This window comes from Aurantibacillus circumpalustris (genome assembly GCF_029625215.1).
Classification (GTDB): Bacteria; Bacteroidota; Bacteroidia; order B-17B0; family Aurantibacillaceae; genus Aurantibacillus; species Aurantibacillus circumpalustris.
Window position 1 is genome coordinate 3,397,265 of sequence record NZ_CP121197.1, and the last position, 22,329, is coordinate 3,419,593.

The 22,329-nt window shown below is 35.3% G+C and carries 21 protein-coding genes; 3 read left to right on the forward strand and 18 right to left on the reverse strand.

Features of this window, described 5'->3' with window-relative positions:
• Nucleotides 1–5: 5 nt before the first annotated feature.
• Entirely contained in the window at nt 6–941 is a 936-nt protein-coding gene (locus P2086_RS14060; RefSeq protein WP_317897381.1) for an SPFH domain-containing protein, read from the reverse strand.
• A gap of 62 nt (nt 942–1,003) precedes the next feature.
• Here P2086_RS14060 and P2086_RS14065 point away from each other — a divergent pair, with 62 nt between their 5' ends.
• Both P2086_RS14065 and P2086_RS14070 read left to right on the forward strand, forming a co-directional pair.
• On the forward strand, nt 1,004–2,086 hold the full coding sequence (locus P2086_RS14065; RefSeq protein ID WP_317897382.1) for a tetratricopeptide repeat protein: 1,083 nt from the start codon (nt 1,004–1,006) through the stop codon (nt 2,084–2,086).
• A 41-nt stretch (nt 2,087–2,127) separates the two neighbouring features.
• On the forward strand, nt 2,128–2,595 hold the full coding sequence (locus P2086_RS14070) for a hypothetical protein (RefSeq protein ID WP_317897383.1): 468 nt from the start codon (nt 2,128–2,130) through the stop codon (nt 2,593–2,595).
• 30 nt (nt 2,596–2,625) lie between these two features.
• Here the strand turns inward: P2086_RS14070 and ftsY are convergent, their stop codons facing one another.
• The 12 genes from ftsY to P2086_RS14130 form a co-directional block, all read right to left on the reverse strand.
• Complete coding sequence (ftsY, locus tag P2086_RS14075; RefSeq protein WP_317897384.1) at nt 2,626–3,579, reverse strand: signal recognition particle-docking protein FtsY; 954 nt, start codon at nt 3,577–3,579, stop codon at nt 2,626–2,628.
• Nucleotides 3,580–3,694: 115 nt separating this feature from the next.
• A complete protein-coding gene (locus P2086_RS14080) occupies nt 3,695–3,850 on the reverse strand; it encodes a DUF4295 domain-containing protein (RefSeq protein ID WP_317897385.1) in 156 nt (51 codons plus the stop codon).
• A gap of 69 nt (nt 3,851–3,919) precedes the next feature.
• Entirely contained in the window at nt 3,920–4,102 is a 183-nt protein-coding gene (gene rpmG / locus P2086_RS14085) for a 50S ribosomal protein L33 (RefSeq protein WP_096094375.1), read from the reverse strand.
• 22 nt (nt 4,103–4,124) lie between these two features.
• A complete protein-coding gene (rpmB, locus tag P2086_RS14090) occupies nt 4,125–4,361 on the reverse strand; it encodes a 50S ribosomal protein L28 (RefSeq protein WP_317897386.1) in 237 nt (78 codons plus the stop codon).
• Between the two features lie 204 nt (nt 4,362–4,565).
• Nucleotides 4,566–5,603 (reverse strand): bifunctional diaminohydroxyphosphoribosylaminopyrimidine deaminase/5-amino-6-(5-phosphoribosylamino)uracil reductase RibD, encoded by a 1,038-nt coding sequence (ribD, locus tag P2086_RS14095; RefSeq protein WP_317897387.1) that lies wholly within the window; start codon nt 5,601–5,603, stop codon nt 4,566–4,568.
• A gap of 125 nt (nt 5,604–5,728) precedes the next feature.
• On the reverse strand, nt 5,729–8,872 hold the full coding sequence (locus P2086_RS14100) for a T9SS type B sorting domain-containing protein (protein WP_317897388.1): 3,144 nt from the start codon (nt 8,870–8,872) through the stop codon (nt 5,729–5,731).
• A 60-nt stretch (nt 8,873–8,932) separates the two neighbouring features.
• Nucleotides 8,933–12,175: a T9SS type B sorting domain-containing protein gene (locus P2086_RS14105; protein WP_317897389.1), complete on the reverse strand. Its 3,243-nt coding sequence runs from the start codon at nt 12,173–12,175 to the stop codon at nt 8,933–8,935.
• Nucleotides 12,176–12,185: 10 nt separating this feature from the next.
• Nucleotides 12,186–12,653, reverse strand: coding sequence for a hypothetical protein (locus P2086_RS14110; RefSeq protein ID WP_317897390.1), 468 nt, complete (start codon nt 12,651–12,653; stop codon nt 12,186–12,188).
• 144 nt (nt 12,654–12,797) lie between these two features.
• Nucleotides 12,798–13,226: a hypothetical protein gene (locus P2086_RS14115; RefSeq protein ID WP_317897391.1), complete on the reverse strand. Its 429-nt coding sequence runs from the start codon at nt 13,224–13,226 to the stop codon at nt 12,798–12,800.
• Nucleotides 13,227–13,242: 16 nt separating this feature from the next.
• A complete protein-coding gene (locus P2086_RS14120) occupies nt 13,243–13,800 on the reverse strand; it encodes a GNAT family N-acetyltransferase (RefSeq protein ID WP_317897392.1) in 558 nt (185 codons plus the stop codon).
• Nucleotides 13,801–13,931: 131 nt separating this feature from the next.
• Nucleotides 13,932–14,432 (reverse strand): DinB family protein, encoded by a 501-nt coding sequence (locus tag P2086_RS14125; RefSeq protein WP_317897393.1) that lies wholly within the window; start codon nt 14,430–14,432, stop codon nt 13,932–13,934.
• 88 nt (nt 14,433–14,520) lie between these two features.
• Nucleotides 14,521–15,210 (reverse strand): helix-turn-helix transcriptional regulator, encoded by a 690-nt coding sequence (locus P2086_RS14130; protein WP_317897394.1) that lies wholly within the window; start codon nt 15,208–15,210, stop codon nt 14,521–14,523.
• Nucleotides 15,211–15,304: 94 nt separating this feature from the next.
• On the opposite strand from P2086_RS14130, the gene P2086_RS14135 reads away from it, so the two are divergent.
• On the forward strand, nt 15,305–15,901 hold the full coding sequence (locus tag P2086_RS14135) for a pseudouridine synthase (RefSeq protein WP_317897395.1): 597 nt from the start codon (nt 15,305–15,307) through the stop codon (nt 15,899–15,901).
• Between the two features lie 19 nt (nt 15,902–15,920).
• Here P2086_RS14135 and P2086_RS14140 read toward each other — a convergent pair whose 3' ends face one another.
• The 5 genes from P2086_RS14140 to P2086_RS14160 all read right to left on the reverse strand — a co-directional run bounded on the left by P2086_RS14140 (nt 15,921) and on the right by P2086_RS14160 (nt 22,245).
• Nucleotides 15,921–17,204, reverse strand: coding sequence for a M16 family metallopeptidase (locus tag P2086_RS14140; RefSeq protein ID WP_317897396.1), 1,284 nt, complete (start codon nt 17,202–17,204; stop codon nt 15,921–15,923).
• Nucleotides 17,205–17,208: 4 nt separating this feature from the next.
• A complete protein-coding gene (locus P2086_RS14145; RefSeq protein ID WP_317897397.1) occupies nt 17,209–19,032 on the reverse strand; it encodes a glycosyltransferase family protein in 1,824 nt (607 codons plus the stop codon).
• 1 nt (nt 19,033) lies between these two features.
• Nucleotides 19,034–19,990, reverse strand: coding sequence for an adenylyltransferase/cytidyltransferase family protein (locus P2086_RS14150; protein ID WP_317897398.1), 957 nt, complete (start codon nt 19,988–19,990; stop codon nt 19,034–19,036).
• Complete coding sequence (locus P2086_RS14155) at nt 19,980–21,227, reverse strand: M16 family metallopeptidase (protein ID WP_317897399.1); 1,248 nt, start codon at nt 21,225–21,227, stop codon at nt 19,980–19,982. Before P2086_RS14155 ends, P2086_RS14150 begins: the two co-directional genes overlap by 11 nt.
• A 67-nt stretch (nt 21,228–21,294) precedes the next feature.
• Nucleotides 21,295–22,245 (reverse strand): NAD(P)H-dependent flavin oxidoreductase, encoded by a 951-nt coding sequence (locus tag P2086_RS14160; RefSeq protein WP_317897400.1) that lies wholly within the window; start codon nt 22,243–22,245, stop codon nt 21,295–21,297.
• Between the last annotated feature and the right edge of the window lie 84 nt (nt 22,246–22,329).

Below are 22,329 nucleotides of genomic sequence, written 5' to 3' on the forward strand. Positions count from 1 at the left end.
TGTATTTATTTATTTTTTGTCGTTTGATTAATTTGATTCAATGCCATCATATCTTTCATGGTTTTTTGCATGCCGTCAACACTGCCGTCCAAAAATATAACATTTCCCTTTCCTTCTTGTGCAAAGTTTTTCACAGCTTCCGTCCACATACTAAACAATATCAGAGAAGAATCGAGATTTGCACCTTCCATTTCTTTTGCAGCACCAGCCATACCCTTTGCTACTTCTTGCCTAAACAAAGCTATGCCTTCTCCTTTAAGCTGAGAAGCATCCTTTTCAGCCTGTGCTGAAATCTTTATAAAATTACCTTCGGCTTCAGCAGCCTTAGTTCTTGTGATTAAAAGTGCCTGACCTTCATTTTCGGCGGCGGATTTTAAATTATTACTAGCAACTACTTTTGCCATTGAGCGCATAACTTCATCATCAAAAGTAATGTCGTTAAGCTGCAAATCGATCAGGTGGTATCCCCATTCTTCTAAAGTCCTATCTAGCTGGTCTTTCACGGCTTCAACAATATCTCTTCTTAAAATCAGAACCTCTGATTGCTTTTTTGTAGCAACAAAAGCTCTAACAGAACCTTCAACCGAACGCACGAGCGCTTGCATAAAATTACGTTCATCAATAAACTTAAACGCTACATTTTTAATTGTTTCTTCATCGCTATTGATCACCGAATACAATAACATTGCTGTAAAGTTTACATTCGCCTGATCTATCGTAACCGCCTGAAAGCCAAGTTCTGAACTTCTGTTTTGTACCGATATTTTTTTAAATACTTTTTCTATAAACGGGATTTTAAAATTTAATCCAGGTCTTAAAATTCGGCTAAATTTTCCGAAAATAGTTGTGATAGCTATTGTACCCTGCTGAACCGTAACAAACGACAATAAAAAAGTCATTATAACAAGAACTACCAGTAATATTGTTCCGATTGGCATCATAAGGCATTATATTTGTATAAAGATAGATAATTTAATCTTTTTTTCCCAAAAGCTAATTAAGGGTGAAGGTACAGTTTTATAAGTGGTTCATATTAGGATTTATCTGGTTGATTAGTTCAACCTGCTTCTCTCAAGTTGCTAAAAAAGACTCAGTTAGCTCACATGAAGCCGCTTTTAAAAATGCTTCAAAACTCATTGATTCTGCAAAATACGAGCAAGCAATTCCTTTGTTAAAAAAAGCGACAAAAGAAAACCCGAACTATTGGGAAGCTTTTAACAAAATGGCTTATGCAAAAATTAAATTAAAAGATTACAAGAACGCATTAAAAGATCTCGATAAAGCCGAAAAAATTGCCCCACTTAATTATCAATCTATCAAATTAAGGGCAATCGCTTTTTATGAAACTAATAAATTTAATGAGGCCAAGGTGGCTATCGATACTGCTATTTATTTACTCGATGATGAAAAAAGTGATGATCCTGAGATTTTTTATTACCGTGCACTTTTAATGTTTAAAGGTAAAAGCTATAAAGCTGCGCTGGAAACCTGTGACAATACACTAGATATCAAACCTAACTATATCGAAGTGATTCAGCTAAAAGGCGAAATTCGTTTTGCAAGAAAAGAATACAATTATGCCATAAAAGATCTAAGTGAAGCTTTAACTTTAATGGATGAGAGCAACCGAAATTATTATGCTTACAAACTCAGAGCTAAAAGTAAATTTGAAGTGGGTGATTATGGAGGCGCAGTGCTTGATTGGGACGCTTACATTGATGGAATGCCTGAAGAGGAAGAAGCTTTGGTATCGCGTGCTTCTGCCAAAATAAATAAAAACGATAACTCCGGAGCAATTAATGATTTAGATTTGGCTATTAAAATCAATCCGAAAAACCCTGTAAGCTTCTGTTACCGGGGAGTAGCAAAAGGTGGCAACAAACAATACGTTGAAGCGCTCAATGATCTGGACTTTTCGATAAAACTAAAATTTGATTATCCAGCAGCGTATGTAAACAGAGCCGCGATAAAAATGGCAAGCAAAGATAAACGTGGTGCTTGCGAAGATTTGGGTAAAGCAGATGGACTGGGAGACGAAATGGCTGTGAGGCTTTACGAGAAGTACTGCCGTGATATGCAAAAATAAATATTGTAACTTTTTAAGAATTCATAATTATAAAGGGGCTCATGAAACTAAAAGTATTTTCTTTAATTGTGTTTACCTACATGTTTACACTCAACCTATTTTCACAAAACAGCTCAATAAACGAAATAGACCAAATGATAACTCTGATTAAAGATGAGTTAGATTCTTTTGATAAAATTGAAAAGATAAATTCAGAAGTAGGTACCCGATGTGTTTATTTGAAAGATGGAGACGTTCAACTGATCACAGTTTTATTAAAAGGCAGAATAGAAAAATACGTGGAGTGGTTTTACAAAAAGGGCTTATTGATTTACACTGAAACAAGGTGGAATGACGAAGCTTCTTTAAAACCATTGTTCATAGAAAAGACCTATCATAACAACGGAATTATGATTGCCTGGCTTGACAGTGAAAACAGTTTTGTAGATAGCTCATCACCCAGATTTAAAAGCTTGGAAAAAGAACTAAATAGTTATGCTGTAAAAATAAGAAATGAAGCTTTGGAGTAAAAAAGTTTAAAAGATTCAGAGCAAAAGGGTTTACTTACTAAACAGACTATCTACAAACTCATTGGCAGTAAACACTTGCAGGTCGGTCATTTTTTCGCCAACACCAATATATTTTACAGGAATTTTAAATTCATCCGAAATACCAATAACCACGCCTCCTTTAGCGGTGCCATCTAATTTTGTGATGGCAAGAGCATTTACATCGGTAGCGGCAGTAAACTGTTTGCATTGTTCAACTGCGTTTTGTCCTGTACTTCCGTCCAACACAAGTAATATTTCATGAGGTGCGTCAGGCACCACTTTTTTCATTACGTTTTTAATTTTGGTTAACTCATTCATTAAGTTAATCTTGTTGTGTAAACGTCCAGCGGTATCAATAATAACCACATCGGCATCTTTTGCTTTTGCGCTGCTCAAGGTGTCAAAAGCTACACTGGCTGGATCAGCACCCATACCTTGATTAACAACAGGTACCCCTACTCTTTCACCCCAAATAATTAATTGATCTACTGCAGCAGCTCTAAACGTGTCAGCAGCACCTAATATAACAGACTTACCTGCCTGTTTATATTGGTAGGCGATTTTACCTATACTAGTTGTTTTACCCACACCGTTAACGCCAACCACCATTATTACATGTGGCTTATTAGTAAGTGGTTCTGTAAAATGACTTGGAACTTTATTATTTTCTGATAACAGATTTACAATTTCTTCTTTTAGGATGAGATTGAGTTCATTTGTCCCAAGATATTTATCACGTTTTACGCGCTCTTCAATTCGTTTAATTATTTTAATTGTTGTGCCTACACCAACATCACCACTAATTAAAATCTCTTCAAGATTATCTAATACCTCATCATCAACAGTATTTTTTCCGGCAACAGCTTTTGTTATTTTTCCAAAAAAACTCTCTTTGGTCTTGGCAAGACCTTGATCAAGGCTTTCTTTATTTTCTTTGGTAAATAACTTTGAAAAAAAACTCATACTGTTTTCTGAATAAGGTTTAAGGTATATGTAAATCAGGTACGAACTTACACAAAACAAAAAATTCTTTCCTATTTACTGGAAAGAATTCTTTTAAAAAATCATAAATGTAAAATTACTTCGCTTTTAAGAAATCTGCGATGTGATCGTTGTGAACAATCTCTTCTCTGAAGTTATAAGCACCGGTTTTTTCCGATCTTACCATTTTAATTACTTTAGTAAAGTCTTTTCCTTTACCGCTTTTTAATGTTGCAACTACTTTCTTTGCCATTTTTTTAGTGTTATTGGTTATTAGTTACTCGTTAAACGTTATTCGTATAACTTATAACGATTAACGTTATTACTTAATTTCTTTGTGAACTGTCATGCGTTTAAGAACAGAGTTATATTTTTTTAACTCGATACGCTCAGTTGTATTTTTTTTATTTTTAGTAGTGATATAACGGGAAGTTCCCGGCTTACCGCTTTCTTTATGTTCGGTACACTCTAAAATTACTTGGATTCTATTGCCTTTTTTTGCCATGACGCTCTTGTGTTGTTTTAAATTATCCTAGAAGGCCATTAGCTTTGGCTTCTTTTAAGCAGGCACTTATGCCTTTTTTATTAATATTTTTAATCGCCGAAGTAGAAACGCGTAATACGATCCACTCATTTGTTTCTGGAATAAAGAAACGCTTGCGCTTTAAATTCACTTTAAATTGACGACGAGTCTTGGTGTTTGAAAACGAAACTTTGTTTCCGCCCATCGCTTTTTTTCCTGTTAACTGACAAATACGTGACATGTTATATATCTTTTACTTTAATTAAATCCTTTTTAAAAGGGACGCAAATATACTAGAAGATTCTTAATATACCAAATGTTAAGGACTATATTCTTGCAATTAATTTTAAAAAAGTGCAATTTTAATCCTTGAAAACCGAAAATGGAGTCAAAACCTTAGTTTTAGCTTCCTATTTTGTTTAAAATTTTGGTTTTACACGGGAAATTATTCGTTAAAACAATGAAACAATTTATCTTCCCCAACCAATTCAAAAGAGTTTTTTAACGGAAAATCTGGAGCTTTAACTCCTTCCTTGAAATAGAGTTTCGGATTTTGAAAAACCACTATTTCATCCCAAAAATTATTCTTTAGAAAATCGTTAATCAATAAAGCTCCGCCTTCAACCAAAACACTTTGAATACCTAGTTTGTATAGCACATCGCTTATTTGTTTCAAAATATTTTCGTCAAAATTAAGTTTTATGTATTTAACATGATCTTTTTCTTCGTCTTTTAAATCATTAAAAACGATCGTTGAAGCTTCCTTGTTGTATATTTTGAAATTTAACGGCACTCCTAATTTACGATCGATGAGTATACGAATCGGATTTTTACCCTTTACCAAACGTGTTGTCAGTGATGGGTCGTCAGCTAAAACAGTATTTTTTCCGACAAAAATAGCTCTATTTTCTGATCTCAATTTATGAACAAACAGTTGGCTATTCTTACCTGATATAAGGTTATCTTCTCTCTTTGCTGGAAGCGGACATTTACTTATAAATCCGTCGGCAGTCATAGCCCATTTGAGCAGGTAATACGGCCGTTTCTTTTCGTGAAAGGTAACAAAGTGTTTATTCAGCTTTTTTTCTTCCATTTCTAATACACCTTGTAATACCTTGATACCAGATTCCTGTAGCTTTTTAATTCCTTTTCCTGATACCAAAGGGTTCGGATCTTTGCTTCCGATAACTACATGTTTAAATCCCTTTTTTATAATTAGATCTGAGCATGGTGGTGTTTTTCCGTGATGATTACACGGTTCTAAGGTTACATACATCGTGCAGTCTCCTGGTGAAATATAAGCAGGCAGATTTTCGATTGCGTTTACCTCAGCGTGTGAGCCCCCAAATTTTTGATGGTATCCTTCAGAAATAATTTTGCCTTCTTTTACAATCACACAACCTACCATGGGATTTGGCGCAACCGCAGGCCATCCCTGTTTCGCAAGTTCTAAAGCCCTTTGCATATAATTGTTGTGATCCACCTAATTATTAAATGCGAATCTACCTAAAAATAAGGAGTAAGAAAAACATTGGTCACCGCCAATGTATTGTAACATGCCTGTTATAAATTTACTTTGCGCGAAGCAATTCAAACAAAAACTTAAGTCTACCTAAACAAACTTACGCTTCCTTTTTTATCGTATTCAGAGCCATCTCTGCCAGTAGCTTTTAGGATGTAAAAGTAAACTCCTTCGGCAGCATCTTTCCCAGATTGGTATTTTCCATTCCACTCAATGTTACCTGTTTCGCTGTCTGAATTAAAAATAATATGTCCCCATCTATCATAGATTAGCATTGAAATTTTACTCAAATTAGAAGACTTGAGAAAAAACAGATCATTAACGTTGTCACCGTTCGGAGTAAACACATTCGGTATTTCTAGCGAGGATGGAATATCAACATAAATACGGGCAGAAGCAGTATCCATACATGAACCTTTAGTTACATACATTGTAACAAGGTAAGAACCAGGCGAATTATAAATTGTTGTGGGAGAAAGGTTTGATACGTCTGTTACGCTACTGGTACCATTGGCAAAATTCCAATGTGCATTTATGTTTGAAGGTCCTGAATTTGAAACCGAATTATTATAAAATTTCACTTCGAGAGGTGCAAAACCCTTGGCTGGTAATACTTCAAGCCTGGCATCCAATGTTCCATTGATTACACTAACCTGTGCACTTGAAGCGCAACCGTTTTTAGGATTGTAACTTAGCACTTTGTATTGTCCTACCATATTTGTTGAAATATAACCGCCAGAATATGTCTGGGTAGCAGCTCCCGGAGGTGTACTCCAAGTATAAACGAAAGCTGTAGGATTGTCATCTATAAAAGGTCTTATGCTAACGGTGTCTTTACCGCATTCTAAAGCAAATGGAGCACGAACTATTGGTTTATTTAAGCTCGGATAGATTCTGTTATCATAAATAGTTGTGGTAGTTTTAGTGATACAACCGTTATTAAGGTCTTTTGCCGTTAGAGTATAAATTCCAGTAGTAGCACCAACATAAGTAGTTTGTACTTGCCCTTGTGTTTGAGGAGAAGGGCCATCCCATAAAAAGCCTATTACTGGCAGTTGATATGGAAAGCCAATTAACGGTGGTATGGTTGTTGAACTTTGATTGGTTAACACTATAGTATGCGTTAAACAAGTCAAAGAACTTGAACCTCCCGAAATAACTGCTCGTGGTGGAAATAAATTTTGATAAATTGGTATTACTGAATTACTCTTACAGGTACTGCTATTATTAGTTATTATCAAAGTGTAAGTTTGAACCAAAGTATTAGTCGGTGAAAGAGGTAACGAATTTGAAGTGATAGTATCTCCCTGCAGCGATCCAGGTGTACCTGAAAAATTCCATAAATAACTCACGTTGTTCGTAAGACTTTGTCCTTTCAAAGTAATTTTTGAAACGTAACAATCTAATATCTGACGAGGAACAATGGCGCTTATATCTGGAGCAAACGTATTTGACAATATTGAAATTGGCGTTCTAGTCTCACAAAAAGAAACATTGTCCTTTGTAATAACCGTCCATGTTCCCGGAACTGTTACAGTGTAAACGCTTATTCCACTTAAAATACCGCTTGGTGTAGCAGTAGAGGTTGGCGGACCTATAATTGAATAAGAAACAGCGCCTCCGGCCGGAAGCGTAGTAGCCCCACCATCGATACTCACAATTGCTAGACTTTTAGAATTACACCCAAGTGTAAAATTCTGCGGACTTGTGACGGTATAGGTTGGGAAACCCATAGTAGATGAAACTGTAAAGTTATTGCAAGAACTACACCCGTTTACATCGTTCACAACGCAGTGAGTAAAGGTTCCTATACCCCCAGGAGTATAGGCGATAGTATGTGATTGAGCTGTAAATGTACCTCCTTGTGGCGATAATATTTGATGGCTAACGTTTATTGAAGGTGTTGCAGTTGATGTAACTGTTGCAATGGAACCTACATTGCAATTGATGGTTTGAAAAGTAGGTGACAGTACCGATGTTGGAGTGGTTACATTTATTCCGACTGTAAGTGTTTTTATAGAGGTACAACCAGAGACTGGATTCACAGCATTGATTGTCCAATTTCCTGTTGCTGTGCTTGTAAACTCAGCAAGAGTACCAGTTAATGGGGCAATAAGACCATTACTCCACGTATAATTATTTGTTGCTACAAGCGACGTAACCGTAATTGTTGGTTGATAACAAGTAATTACATGATTTAAGTTTATTGGACTAAGCGCTATAATTGCTGGATCTGGAACAGGATCTAAGGCAAAAGATGCTGTAGTCGAGCAGCCACCTGCGGCTGTAATTGTTGCGGTGTATGGCCCTGCTGGTGTTGGGCCAGATAATGATGTTTGGGTAGGTGTTTGTATCCCATTTGGTAAGGATGCCCAAGTGACGGTATACCCAGGAGCAGGGATGGCAGGATAAAACGTTAAACCAAGACTAAACGTATTTACGGTGCTAGTACATGTAGTATTGGTAACTGTTGGCGCTACGGAAGGCTGAGGATAAACAGAAACAGTAGACACCGCAGTTTGTGTTATGGGAATATTAAGATTATTAAGGCCTGTTATGTAAACCGTATAATCGGTTGTAACCGATGGGGTAACCACGAAACTCCCTGTATTATTGGTTAAATTGCTGGGATTAATAGAATACGTTGGGTTTGTTAAACTACCTGAATTAGTAGCTACAACCGTGGCATTAATTCCTGCACAAATTTTAGAGTTACTCGAAAGCAAAGAACAATTAGTTGAACCAGTTCCAGCGTACTGAGTAAAAATAATATTTTGTTGCACGTTCGCGTAATTGGTTATTAATACCATGTAATATTCACCAGTTATTCCGTTAGGTATATTTAATGTTTCTGTAAAACTACCAGAATAACTACAATCAACTGTGTTACCGGATGTTAAGCTATTACAAATGCCAGCTAAACTACTAAATGGTCCCCAACAAATAAAATCCACATCCTGTCCAGGACCAATAGGAGAGGCAATTTGTCCTTGAATCAAAATATCAAGATTACCAGAAGTACTGATTTGCAAATAATACCAAGCTGGATTTGGCGTACTTCCTAAGCAACCATAATTAGGCCCAACCTGGGCAGCTGTTATACTCGTTGTAGCAGGAAATGTAACTCCTGAAACGCCGCTAGCGCAAAAAGGTAATGCATTTTCACAACTTGTCTGTGCACTTAATACGTAAGTTGTTAAAATCAACACTAATGTTATTATTCTTTTCATATTATCAGGTTCTGGTTTATTGAAGGTACGAAACTTTTTAGTTCTTTTTCGATGATACTTTTATCTAAATAAACTTAAGGTTCCCTTTTTGTTATATTCGTTTCCGTCTTTACCTTTTGCGGTAATAATATACAAATAGGTTCCATCAGCTGCCTCTTTCCCTGCTTTTGTTTTTCCATCCCAGGCTATATTACCAGTCGTGCTCAATAAATCATAAACTATATTGCCCCAGCGATCATAAATAATGATTGAAATTTCTGAAAGATTTGTAGCCTTTACAAAAAACAAATCGTTTACATTGTCTCCATTAGGTGTAAACACATTCGGAATTTCTAATACAGACGGTATATCAACCACAATTGTTTTTGACATCGAGTCAACACATGTACCCTTTGTTGCAAACATCATTACTTTATATATACCGGGTAAAGAATAGGTTGTTGATGGAGAAAGATCTGAAGGATTTGTTACACTTTGAGTATTATTGGCGAAATTCCAATATGCGTTTACATTTGCTGGCCCTAAACTAGACCTCGAATTGTTGTAAAAAGTTACTGCTAAAGGGGCAAAACCTTTAGAAGGCAAAACCTCAAAGTCAGCATTTAAAGTGCCATTAACAACACTTAAATCACCAACTGAGGCGCAACCGTTAAGGGTATTCGTAATTGTTACTCTGTAATCTCCAATTTTAGTAACTTTTAAAGTAGCTGTATACGGAGGTGAAGAAATGGTAGTTCCAAAAGGAGCTAACCAGTTGTAAGTATATCCATTAGTAGAGCCTTCTAAAATAGGGCTAATGCTTACAAAGTCCGCACCGCAGTCTAGTGTATCTGGTGGCGGTGGTATTGGTTTATTTACACTTGGGTATTTTCTGTAGTCAAAAATAGTTGTTGTAGTTTTTGTGATACAACCGTTATTAAGATCTCTTGCCGTTAAAGTATAAATTCCTGTTGTCGCCGCTATGTAGGTACTTTGCAATTGGCCTTGCACTTGGGGAGATGGCCCATCCCATAAATAAGCGGTAACTGGAAGATTATATTGGAAACCACTTAATGGCGGTATAGTTGTTGAACTTTGATTAGTTAAAACTATGGTGTAGATTGAACAAGTTAACGAGCCTGTTCCCGCAGAAATTACAGCTTTTGGTGGAAATAAATTCTGATAAATTGGTATTACTGAATTACTCTTACAGGTACTATTATTATTGGTTACTACTAAAGTATAATTCTGAACCAAAGTATTCGTAGGTGAAAGAGATAACGAATTTGCAGTAATTGTATCACCTTGAAGTGATCCTGGATTACCAGAAAAATTCCATAAATAACTCACATTATTTGTAAGACTTTGTCCCCTTAATGTAATTTTTGAAACGTAACAATCCAGTATCTGACGAGGCACTATGGCACTTACATCAGGGGTAAACGTATTTGATAATATCGAAATCGGTGTTCTGGTTTCACAAAAAGAAACATTGTCCTTGGTAATCACTGTCCATGTTCCTGGAACGGTAACCGTATACACACTAATTCCACTTAAAATACCGCTGGGTGTGGCTGTAGATGTTGGAGGTCCTATAATAGAATAAGACACCGCACCTCCGGGAGGAAGGGTAGTAGCACCGCCATCAATATTTACAATCGCAAAACTTTTAGAATTACATCCAAGTGTAAAATTCTGAGGACTAGTAACTGTATATGTTGGAAAACCTGAACTGGATGATACAGTAAATGTACTGCAGGAACTGCAACCATTTGCGTCATTCACAACGCAGTGAGTAAACGTTCCTATACCCCCAGGGTTATAGGCTATTGTATGCGATTGTACAGAAAAAGTGCCACCTTGGGGTGATAATATTTGATGAGTGACATTTATTGAAGGTGTCGCAGCAGATGTAACGGTAGAAATAGAACCTATGTTGCAATTAATGGTTTGAAAAGTAGGAGACAGCACGGATGCTGGCATGGTAGTGTTTTGCAAAATTGCAAACGTTTGACTTGCAACACAACCAGAAACGGGATTTTGTGCAATGAGTAGCCAGTTACCAGCTAAGGTAGAGGTAAATACTCCAACTGGCCCATTAAAATTAGCGACGTTACTGCTCCATGTATAGTTGTATGCAGCGTTTACCGGAGTCAGTGTTACGTCTGAACGACAAGTAATCACATGCGAATTACCAGGTGGGTTAAGCACAATTATAGCTGGATCGGGCAAAGGATTTACACTAAAACTAGTTGTGGTTGAACAACCACTGGCGGTTGTTAGTGTAGCGGTGTATAATCCAGGACTAATTCCACCAGTAAAAGTAGTTTGAGTTGAAGATCCTACTCCATTAGGAATTGGGGACCAACTCACCGAATAACTTGGACTAGATCCGACAGGATTAAAAAATAAATTTAAATTAACTGCATTAACTGTGTTTGTGCAAGTTGTATTGGTTACTGTTGGAGCTACAGTCGGCTGAGGATTCACAGTAACGGTTGAAACAGACGTGATGGTTTGAACAGCATTTACTGAATTAAGGCCTGTTATAAAGGTAGTGTATGAAGTTGTAACCGAAGGTGTAACAACAAAACTTCCAGTAGTGTTAGTTGTGCCACCTGGTTGAATTGAAAAAACAGGATTAGCTAATGCAGCAAAATTAACAGGAAAGATAGTTGCGCTTGACCCATGACACATTGCATAGTTAGGGTTACAATTTGGATTACATGATAAACTTGCAGTACCTAGACTCAGAAAACTAACTAGAGTATTAACACCTGAAAAATTTGAAATACAAATTACAAATTGTTGACATGCGTTAACTGATAACGGATCACCAAAATTAGAGGTATTCCCTCCAACACTAGTAATATTACCAGCTGAAGCAATACCAGTTCCTCCGGCACTACTTCCATTCCAATTGCAGCGAATTGGCGGGAGTGTATTATTGAAAATACCTGCACAGGCCGTAGGGGAATAAGGCCACATAGACCAGTCATAAAACCCTGCCTGAGGATTTGCACTATTTCCAGCCCCGAAAACAAACTCGAGCATACCCGCATTGCCAATAGTAAGTAATAACCATTGCGGATTTAACTCCCCTTGGTTCAAACAGCCAGAATTTGGAGGAAATGGGTTAGTAGTAGGGTTTGAAACCGTGCTAGTGTTGGAAAAATCTACAACGCTTCCAGGACCACTATTAGTAAAAAAGGTGAAACTTGGAGTACTGCATAAAGGAATGGCGTTGATACAATTGTCGTTTATTTGGGAAAATCCATTAAACAGGCTAAGAGAAAAAAACAGAAAGAAGATACACTTTTTCATTGGGTTTATTTTAACGAGTAATTAAATGATGAATAGAACCTAAAACATTTTGAGAACTGAGGTTTTGATAAACCCCACCACCATTAGAATCAAAAACAGCATTCGTGATACTTGTATCTAAATCCTCAAAATCGCTCAGTTTAAAAGGAATTGTCTTAGTTATTCCATCTTTTGCATAAGTTACAAGCGCAGGACTCGATAAATTATTTTTGTTGATTGAAACTACAATCAAGCCATTTCTTCCACCTTTCAAAAAAGAGGACTCGTATACCGAATATGCTTTTTCGAACTGCTTATTTGTCTCACGACTTTCTAAGTTGTCAAGGCTCCAAATGTTAAAAGCAATGAGTTTGTTTTCTGTGCTTATTTCTGAATGAGTTTCGTTAATTAATTTTTTAATGTTTTGATAAAGATTGTTTTGAGCACTTGCAGAAAAGGTTGCAACAGCAAATGATACGGTGATAAAAAAAATTTTCATATTGAAATAAGTATTAAAGTTCTGAATAGTCCTGCCAATGTAATGAACTATTTCACTTTGATCAAGGACATACGTCAATTTTCGACAAATATTCTATTTAAAATATTTAGAATTTGTAATTATCTAATACAAATTCCGAGCCAATTATTGCGCTGTAAAAAGTGAGTATTGTAATATATTACTCTTAAAAATGAGCTGATTAAAAAAATTTAATTCATTTTGTTTCAAAATAACGGCAATTTCATTTGTATGCATCGTCACTGCAACATTTGTAAAATCTGACTCGTTAATCCTATATGCGTGAGCTAGATTTAAAAAGTAGGCGTTGGCGGTATTTACAGAAGCTGAAAGGTTCTCGATATCTTTCGACATGAGTATGAAATTATTCACTTCTTCGTGAACAGTTTTGGTATTTACTCTCAAAGAGTCATTATTTACCTTTAATGTGTCAAGAATCTCTCTTCGTTTACTAATTTCTTTTTCAAAATAAGCATTCATATCGCGTGTAAGATCTTCATTTCTGCAAAAAGAAAATATTAACACTAAAAATAGACTTATCTGAATCAGTTTCATACACAAATATAGAATATTAAAATTTAGAGGAATGTAAACGAGTATGAATGGTATTGTATTCTAACTCATCTTTATTCTCGTAATCATTTTCAAATTCTAAATTTCTAAAAAACTTATTCTTTTGCAGTAATTTTAAAGAAGCAGTGTTATCCTTGTTCGTATAAGCATCAATGCGCTTAAGTTTCATTTCTTCAAAACCATAATTGACTACTTTCATCAAAGCTTCATTCATTAGCCCTTTTCCGAAATAATTAAAATGAAGGCTATACCCTACTTCGGCTTTATCTAACACTCTTTCAATATTCCACAGACAAATCGTCCCAATTGATTTTGTTTCTCCTTTTAAACAAATTACCCAAGTAATGCTTTCGTTGTTTTTCTCGTTATTCAGCACTTTAAGAATCCATTCTTTGGCTTCTTCAATATTCTTGGCTGACTCACGTTTAATGAATTTATTAATGGTTGGATCAGAGCGTTGCACAAATACTTCAGGAGCATCTTCAATTTCCAACTTTCTTAAAATTAAACGATCAGTTGTTAAGTGTGGAAAGGGCTCAAAATTGGGATATAACATAATTGTAATTAAAGACTTCTTAGTGTAGTCAAAATTACAAATAATAGATTCATAAATAAGACACGAATTATTTTAACAATAAAATAAATCATCATGGCTAATACAAATTCGCGTCTTATATAAATATTTAGTTAAAAAAGAGGTGCTTCGTCAGCACTAGGACCGTAAGTTCCTGGTATTGGAATATCTAATAACCTTAGAAAAACTCCTAATTGGGCACGATGATGAATGGTTTGCGAAAATGCATGGCGCACGGTTTCTCCTTTTGTAAAGGTCATCAAAATTTGTTCTCCGTTTCGCATAATCCAACTTGGTAAAAGATCTTCATCTTTTGCTTTTAAAAGTTGAGTTCTGCCTTCTTCGTAGTTCTTTTCAAAATAGGCTAATAACTCAGCCGTGTTGTTTATTGGATAAGGCTTGTATGGTTCCGCAGCAAAATCGAGACCGTCTGTAGTAATTGCCAAAGTAACCCAAGATGGTAGCTCTGCAAGATGTGTAGCTAAAGCTTTTACAGACATGCTTTTTGGATGTGGTTTCCAATCGTATTTATCCTCAGGCACGCGGGTTAGCATTTTACGAGTAACAATCGCCTCGTCTTCCATTTCTTTTAAAAGAATTTTAATTAGTGTCATATTTTTTAGTTTTATGATACAAAACTAAAGTGGGAGAGTGACAACCCTATGGCAGTGTTATATGAAAATAAATTAATTAGGAGAAATTCTAAAAAGAAACCGGAAGCTGTTTTATGTACTCGCTTAATTCAATATGTGCTGTTCGGGTAAATGGGATTGAAGTGTTTTTAATTGCTTTAATTCTCGAAATTTTAAAATCACGGTACTCGCTACGAAGATGACACCAGGCAATTAAGTGCCAGCTGAGCGCATAAAAAACTAAACCTATAGGTTCCAAAGAACGCTTGGTAGTTAATTCCTTAGAATTCGTGTAATCGATCTCAATAATTTGCTTGCTTGAAATAGCATTTTGTAATGTAGAGAGATAATCCAAATCTGGCGTTATACGCGACGGCAATTGAAGATGTGTAGTATTGTTTAGCGCTTCTAATTTATCTTTCTGAGTTTTATTAAGAACGGCTTTTATTTTATTTAAAGCGCTGGAGTAATTCTTTTTTATAGACTTGTCTGAAAAGCCATAAACAATACTTTCAATTAACAAAAGGGCATTTGCCTCGTCAGAATTAAAAGAAATAGGTGGTAAAAAATACCCATTTACAATAAAATATCCTTTTGTTTGTTCAAAACTTACAGGCACACCTTGCTCGCATAAAGCTTTTATATCACGGTAAACAGTGCGAATGCTAATATTAAATTTTGAGGCAATCGTCTCGGCTTGTACATACTTTTTTGACTGTAAAAGTGTTAGAATTCCAAATAAACGATCAATCCTATTCATGCTATAAAACTAATGGAAATTTGGTACGAAAGTAATGGGCCTATTAAATACAATTCAAGAAAAATTCTACCTATTTTTGCGTTTTAAATTCAAGATGGACCGCTATTTCATTATTTATAAACCATACAAAATGATTTCGCAGTTTGTGAGTCCATACAAACACCGACTTTTAGGAGATTTAAATTTTGAATTTCCTGAAGGTACTAATGCTGTTGGAAGATTAGATGACGATAGTGAGGGGCTGTTAGTTCTTACAACTGATAAATCACTTACTAAACGTTTATTACATCCAACTCGCCAACACAAAAGAAATTATATTGTACAGGTAGAACGCAAAGTAGAAATGGAAACCATCCAAAAATTGTCAAACGGGTTGGATATTCTGATAAAGAAAAAAGGCACTTACACTACTCTACCTTGTGAAGTTACCTTAATTGAAAAACCTGCAAATTTGCCAAGTCGCGACCATTCCTTTAAAGAATTTTTACCGCACTCTTGGCTTGAGTTTGTTTTAATAGAAGGAAAAAACAGACAAATCAGGAAAATGTGTTCGGCTGTTAGACATGATTGCAAGCGACTAATCAGAACTAAAATTGAAGATCTTGAGTTAGGAACTATGCAACCTGGCGATGTAAAAGAAATAGAACAAGCTAAACTTTTTGAACTGCTTAGGTTGACCAATGATAATTAAACTTACTGCGAACGCTACCTTACATTTTTCCAGCCACACATTCAATTAAATCTTTTTCTTGCAAATATTTATTAGCTAAGTCTCTTAGTTCGTTTGGCGTCACCGATTTAACAGCAGTAAAATAATTATCAAAGAAAGAATAGTCTAAACCAAATTCCCAAATGGATTTAAATTTGTCTGCCAGCGCAAATGAACCATCAACACTTCTTAAAAAATTTCCCAAAATATAATTACGCACTGTTTCCAGTTCATTTGAATCCACAAGCTTTTCACGTAAAATCGAAATCTCCTTATAAATCTCTGTAAGAGTTTGTTTTGTAACATCTGCGCCAACCTCTGTAGAAATAAAGAAGTAACCATAATGTGCTAAGTTACTGATTCCACTTCCAATACCGTAAGTATAGCCTTTGTCTTCACGGATATTTGCCATTAAACGTGATCCAAAATACCCTCCTAAAATCGTATTCAACACTTGAAACTTAAAATAATCAGGATGTGTTTTATTAAATAAAACTCTTCCAACACGAATTGCAGATTGAATCGCATCGTCTTTATTAATAAAATGTTTTTGAGTTGGTGTTGTATTTAGAGGTACAATTTTAGAAATTTCCTTATGCTGCGACCCACCCCAAAGACCTTCTCCAAAATGTTTATTAAGTGTTGTTAAGATGGTTTTAGGAAGATTTCCTGAGGCAAATATGGTACAGTTGAGTGAGTTATAATGTGTGTTAAAAAAGTCCTTTATTTCAGCTGTATTAATTCTATCAAAATCAGCTTGCTTAACATCTCGTCCGTATGGATGCTCATCTCCAAAAAGCAGCTCTGTAAAACGTCTGCGAGCCAGAACGCTTACCTTTTGAGAGTTAATAGAATGCTTTTGTTTTTTATTCGCGATGTGAACTTTGAAATCGTGCTCGGGAAAAATTGGATTTTTAATAAGGTCTTCGATAAATTTTAAACTCTCATCTAAATATTTATTTAATGAAAACAAGGTAATGGTCGCAAAATCTTGCTCAACACTCAACTCAAGAAAAGAACCAAAAAAATCAATACCATCACTTAACTGATCAGCAGTGTATAACTTCGTTCCACTTTCTAGTAAAACGTTGGTAGTTGATGCCACCAATGTTGCTGGCTGATGGTACATACCAGCCCGAAAAACAAACTCAATTCTAACTATCTCCTGACTACCAGCAGATAAAGAATACAGATCTACTCCATTATTTAACTTTTCGTGTCTTGTTTTGATAATATCAATCTTATCTATTGTTTTATACAAGGGTGCAACCGTTCTGTCTAACATAGTATTATATTTTTGCTTTAGATATTTCCTTTACTCCATCGCCCTTAAGCTCATAAAGTTTAAAAGAATTCAATTTAATTTTAATTTCTTTTTGCTCAATATTCCATAAATAGGCGACAATTCTCTTTATTTTAAGAGGTGTGTTTCCAGTTGTAAGGGAAAGCGTGAAATTATTTGCGCCATTCCAATCGAATCTAACAAGATTCATTGGAATTCTTAGAAAGATATTATCAGTTTCCTGATCTGCATCAATTTGTAAAACCAACCATCCATTAAAAGGTTCAGGCGCTTTCTTAACATCAAAATTAAACTCTGCTAATAATGGATTATCTGTATTAAATGTTGTGTCAAGTCTTTCAAAAGCATTGTAATACTCGTTACTTCCTTCAAATGTTGGAATTTCTTTTGTCGCATAGAGTACTTTTCTTTCCAAGGGTGTACGCCTTTTAAGCAAACGAAAATTCCAATCATCTTCCGAAGCAATCTCGGTATAATACTTGTCGTACCAAGGTTTATCTTGTTTGTAAGCAAGAGCATAATCACAATTCATTTGGAGTGCTTCTGGCGCAGTCATATGATTTAACTTTACACTGCTTTTATAATTCAAAAATGCATAAAAAAACTCGCGTACTCTATGTCCACCAATGGTTATACGGTATGGCGTTTTTTTCTGCTCTGACTGTAAAATACTAAAAAAATCTGCAGGCATGGTTTCATATACGCGCCAAGGGTGGACTCTTAAATTCACATGCAATAAAAAATGAGTTAAAAACGCAACAGGAATAATCATAAAAGCGATTTGTATTGTTCTTTTAAACTCGTTTATCATAAAGGCAAACGAAATTGCATAAAACAAATAAAAGAATAAACCAGTTCGATCTTCAGGATAATTCACCCCTATTATCTTTTTTAATAAATAAAAAACAACTATTAAACTGCACAATGTAAAAAATGAGATTGCGAAACTACTGTTTACCAAAAAAATCATTTTTTCTTTGAAGAACCTGTAAGACCAATAAATAAGCATGCTGAAAAAACCAAGCAACATTATTGCGTTTATAATTGTATTCTTAAAAAAGATTGTTTCGATAAGTGAAACAAAAGTCACCTTCCAGTAGCTGTCTCCTTCACCATAATACAAGGCTCCACTTTCTTTGAGATAAAAAGCATATTTCACCCAGAAAAAAATAAGTGCAGCGTGTGCAATTAAAATTAAAATGTTTCTTGGTTTGAATAACAGTTTATCTTTTAACTGGATAAAAACAATCATTGCTGTTGTGAATGAAACAACAAAAACTAACGTAAGATTAGCGCTGAGTGCGAGTTGCGAAAGCACAATGAATTTCCAAAAATACCCAAAACCTCTGAAACGCATGTAAACAAAAAAGTAATAAAGTCCTAACAAAAGAAAAGCCATCGACATACCGTAGCCTCTGCACAGAGAATAAAAACTAATAAAATTGAACGATAAAATAATTGTAGAACTGAATATAATTTTGGTGAAGAGCCCTGTAAACAATCTGTTCATTTTAAAAACCCCAAAACACAAAACAGCGAAAGCAACAATATCAGGAATTCTCAATGCTTGCGGAGAAGATCCAACTAATTTAAAGCAGATCCAACTCGTTGCACTAGTAAGAAAATGCCCATTTGCGTCTGGATGCGAAAAGAAAGGAATAAAACGTTCAGGTTGAATATAAAAGTTAAAGGTAGCAACCTCATCATGTGAAAAAGGAACTAAAATACAACGCAAAACAACAATAATAAAAACAATGGAACAGGTGGCCCAATAAAATTTATCAAAATGTTTCTCAGGATATATCGACATCTTAGTCTAATAAATAATTTTGGTGCTTATCATATTTTTCAAGCGTCCTAATTCCAGAAGAACTGATGTGCTCAAACTCTTTATCACAAAAAATATTCACAATATTTATTTCAGGCATTAACTCTTGCATGTACCGGTACTGATTTTGCTCATAATCAAAATCGGTTGAATTTCTCAAACCTCTAATAACAACAACTTCGCGATCAATAGAAGAAATGTAATCTGTTAAAAGGCCTGAATATTCCCCTAACTGCCTGTTTTTAATAGTCTTTGGGATATCCCAAGTACGATCCGTTTTTTCGGGATTTTTTCCAAAGGCAATGATCACTTTATCAAAAATGCGTTCTGCTTTTTGCAAAATATTATAATGCCCTTTGTGAAATGGATTAAAACTTCCGCAAAAAACACCCACAGACGGCTTCCAATATTTTATGTATTCTATGAGGGCATCTAACTTTCCATCCTTATTAAACGTTTTTAATACTTCAATTCGTTTCGGTTGATATATTTTATAATCTACAAACTGAAATTCTTTAAAAATCTGAAGTTCAAAGGTGATCAGCTTTTCCAGCGGTTGATTTAAAATATCTAAATCTGCATTAATAAATTGCTGCGATTTTTTATCTGAACTTTTGTGTGATTTTGTATCCAGAATATACTGCCGTATTGTTGCAATTTTCGAAGCATTGAGCTTTGCCACCTTCGCTTCCTTTTCAAACAAGTCTGCTGAACGTTCTTCGTTATCGTTTGCAGGTGGATTATATACGGCGTCATGATAGACCGCGGTTAGAAACAGATCATCATCCAATATCTTCGCTTTTTCTAACAACGACAATACCTGCAGCACATGTGCTGTTGTATGGTAAAAACGATGTTTCTCTTCTAATCGTTTTAAAACAGAAGTCGAAAAATTCAGCTTTTTTAATCTTTCAGAAATATAGATTTTGTCAATTACCATTATTTTTTGCCAAATAATACAAAGTACTACAGTTATTTTCGTCCAACACTAAATTTGCTTGTGTTCTAATATCTTCAAGTGTAACGGCGGCATATTTTTCAATTTCCTGATTTATTAATGAGGCATCACCAAGTAACTCAGAAATGGCCAAGTTGGTAGCTTTTGTAAGAACATCAGTTTCACTAAAAGTAACACTTGACTCCACTTTGTTTTTGCACTTTTGAAGTTCATGCGCACCTACTAATTCATTTTTAATTTTCTCAAGCTCATCAAAAATACCGCGTTCAGCATCTTCCATTTTGATGTGATCTGGAGTTTTACCACTAATAACGAAAAGCCCTTTATCAAAATCACCCATTACGTATGCATTGATCTCGGTAAACAATTGTTTTTCTTTTATGAGTGATTTGTATAATCGAGAAGAATTTCCTCTACTTAAAATATCTGAAATGATATCTATGGTGTGGTACTCCTTGTCTTTGCGAGAACACATGTGATAAGCCTTGTATATTGAGTTCGCCGGCACATCTCGTTCAACAGTTAATCTTCTTGGTTCTGTTTGTTTCGGTTCTACAGGTAAATTTCGTTTTGGTTTTTCTATATTTGGAATAGGCGCAAACCATTTTTCACAAAGTTGTTTCACTTGTTCTAATTCAACATCTCCGGCAACAACCAAAATCGCATTTGCAGGATTGTAATGTTTTTTAAAGAATGATTTCACATCAGTCATTGTTGCATCTTCAATATGCGAGATTTCTTTACCAATCGTGGCCCACTTGTATGGGTGTGTTTTGTATGCTAGTGGACGAAGTAAAAGCCAAACATCACCGTAAGGTTGATTTAAATACCTTTGTTTGAACTCTTCAATAACAACGCTGCGTTGCACTTCAAGACTTTTTTCAGTAAAGGCAAGGCTTAACATTCTGTCACTCTCCAACCAAAAAGCTGTTTCAATATTTTCCGCAGGTACAGTACAATAATAATTGGTGATATCGTTAGTTGTAAAAGCATTATTCTCGCCCCCAACAATTTGTAAGGGTTCATCAAAACTTGCAATATTCACACTTCCGCCAAACATCAGGTGCTCAAACAAATGCGCAAAACCCGTTTTGCTTTCATCTTCATCTCGCGCACCAACGTCAAATAAAATATTCACACAGGCTAGCGGTGTGCTTTTATCTTGATGAACAATTACTGTAAGATTGTTTTGTAATGTGAATTTGTCGAATTGAATCATAGAAGAATAATGAAACTTTAAAATTAAAGATTAAATAGGTTAAAATCTAACGGACAGAGATTATTCTTTAAACCGACAAGCTTGCCAACTGTTTTATATTTTCAATAAATTCCGAGTATATTTCGTTTACAATATCAGCTGCAGGTATAATTTCTTTAATACCTGCGCTTATCTGTCCAATTTCTAATTCACCTTCATCAAGATCACCTTCAAACATTCCTTTTTTCGATCTTGCTCTACCTAGCAAAGTATTGAGTTCATCAGCATTTGCGCCACGTTTTTCCGCATCTTGAACGTCATTAAAAAATTTGTTTTTTATCAAACGAACAGGTGTTAATTGTTTTAACGTTAATAACGTGTCTCCTTCATTTGCTTTCACAACAGCTTCCTTAAAATTAGTATGTCCGCTACTCTCGATGCTTGTTACAAAGCGACTACCGACTTGCACTCCCTCTGCCCCAAGTGCAAATGCTGCAGCCATTTGACTTCCAAAGCCAATTCCACCAGCGGCAATGAGAGGAAGTTTTACAGATTTTTTTATTAATGGGATTAAAACCATTGTTGTGCTTTCTTCGCGACCATTATGCCCACCAGCTTCAAAACCTTCTGCAACAATGGCATCAACTCCTGCCTCTTCACATTTTAAAGCGAACTTAAGTGCGCTTACAACATGTACAACCGTAATACCGTGCTTTTTAAGTTCATTGGTCCAGGTTTTTGGATTCCCTGCACTCGTAAATACAATCTTAACTCCTTCGTCAATAATAACTTTTATGTGTTCCTCAATGTTAGGATAAAGTAAAGGTACATTCACTCCAAAAGGTTTTGAAGTGGCTGCTTTGCATTTTTGAATATGCGTTCTAAGGACCTCTGGATACATGCTCCCTGAGCCGATAAGACCCAAACCGCCGGCATTACTTACTGCACTTGCTAATTCCCAGCCACTGCACCAGATCATACCGGCTTGAATAATTGGCTTTTCAATCTTAAACAATTCACAAATGCGATTATTTTTCATATTGAACTCTTGACTAATTCGGCTGAAATTAAGACTTTTTACTTTAAAACATTAAAAAACACCCATTTTATTTAAAAAAGCCGT

Bases quoted from the DNA above. Each gene is read 5' to 3' on its own strand.
- P2086_RS14060 (WP_317897381.1), bottom strand. From the start codon at position 941: ATGATGCCAATCGGAACAATATTACTGGTAGTTCTTGTTATAATGACT.
- P2086_RS14070 (WP_317897383.1), top strand. From the start codon at position 2,128: ATGAAACTAAAAGTATTTTCTTTAATTGTGTTTACCTACATGTTTACA.
- ftsY (WP_317897384.1), bottom strand. From the start codon at position 3,579: ATGAGTTTTTTTTCAAAGTTATTTACCAAAGAAAATAAAGAAAGCCTT.
- P2086_RS14080 (WP_317897385.1), bottom strand. From the start codon at position 3,850: ATGGCAAAGAAAGTAGTTGCAACATTAAAAAGCGGTAAAGGAAAAGAC.
- rpmG (WP_096094375.1), bottom strand. From the start codon at position 4,102: ATGGCAAAAAAAGGCAATAGAATCCAAGTAATTTTAGAGTGTACCGAA.
- rpmB (WP_317897386.1), bottom strand. From the start codon at position 4,361: ATGTCACGTATTTGTCAGTTAACAGGAAAAAAAGCGATGGGCGGAAAC.
- P2086_RS14100 (WP_317897388.1), bottom strand. From the start codon at position 8,872: ATGAAAAGAATAATAACATTAGTGTTGATTTTAACAACTTACGTATTA.
- P2086_RS14105 (WP_317897389.1), bottom strand. From the start codon at position 12,175: ATGAAAAAGTGTATCTTCTTTCTGTTTTTTTCTCTTAGCCTGTTTAAT.
- P2086_RS14110 (WP_317897390.1), bottom strand. From the start codon at position 12,653: ATGAAAATTTTTTTTATCACCGTATCATTTGCTGTTGCAACCTTTTCT.
- P2086_RS14115 (WP_317897391.1), bottom strand. From the start codon at position 13,226: ATGAAACTGATTCAGATAAGTCTATTTTTAGTGTTAATATTTTCTTTT.
- P2086_RS14120 (WP_317897392.1), bottom strand. From the start codon at position 13,800: ATGTTATATCCCAATTTTGAGCCCTTTCCACACTTAACAACTGATCGT.
- P2086_RS14125 (WP_317897393.1), bottom strand. From the start codon at position 14,432: ATGACACTAATTAAAATTCTTTTAAAAGAAATGGAAGACGAGGCGATT.
- P2086_RS14130 (WP_317897394.1), bottom strand. From the start codon at position 15,210: ATGAATAGGATTGATCGTTTATTTGGAATTCTAACACTTTTACAGTCA.
- P2086_RS14135 (WP_317897395.1), top strand. From the start codon at position 15,305: ATGGACCGCTATTTCATTATTTATAAACCATACAAAATGATTTCGCAG.
- P2086_RS14140 (WP_317897396.1), bottom strand. From the start codon at position 17,204: ATGTTAGACAGAACGGTTGCACCCTTGTATAAAACAATAGATAAGATT.
- P2086_RS14145 (WP_317897397.1), bottom strand. From the start codon at position 19,032: ATGTCGATATATCCTGAGAAACATTTTGATAAATTTTATTGGGCCACC.
- P2086_RS14150 (WP_317897398.1), bottom strand. From the start codon at position 19,990: ATGGTAATTGACAAAATCTATATTTCTGAAAGATTAAAAAAGCTGAAT.
- P2086_RS14155 (WP_317897399.1), bottom strand. From the start codon at position 21,227: ATGATTCAATTCGACAAATTCACATTACAAAACAATCTTACAGTAATT.
- P2086_RS14160 (WP_317897400.1), bottom strand. From the start codon at position 22,245: ATGAAAAATAATCGCATTTGTGAATTGTTTAAGATTGAAAAGCCAATT.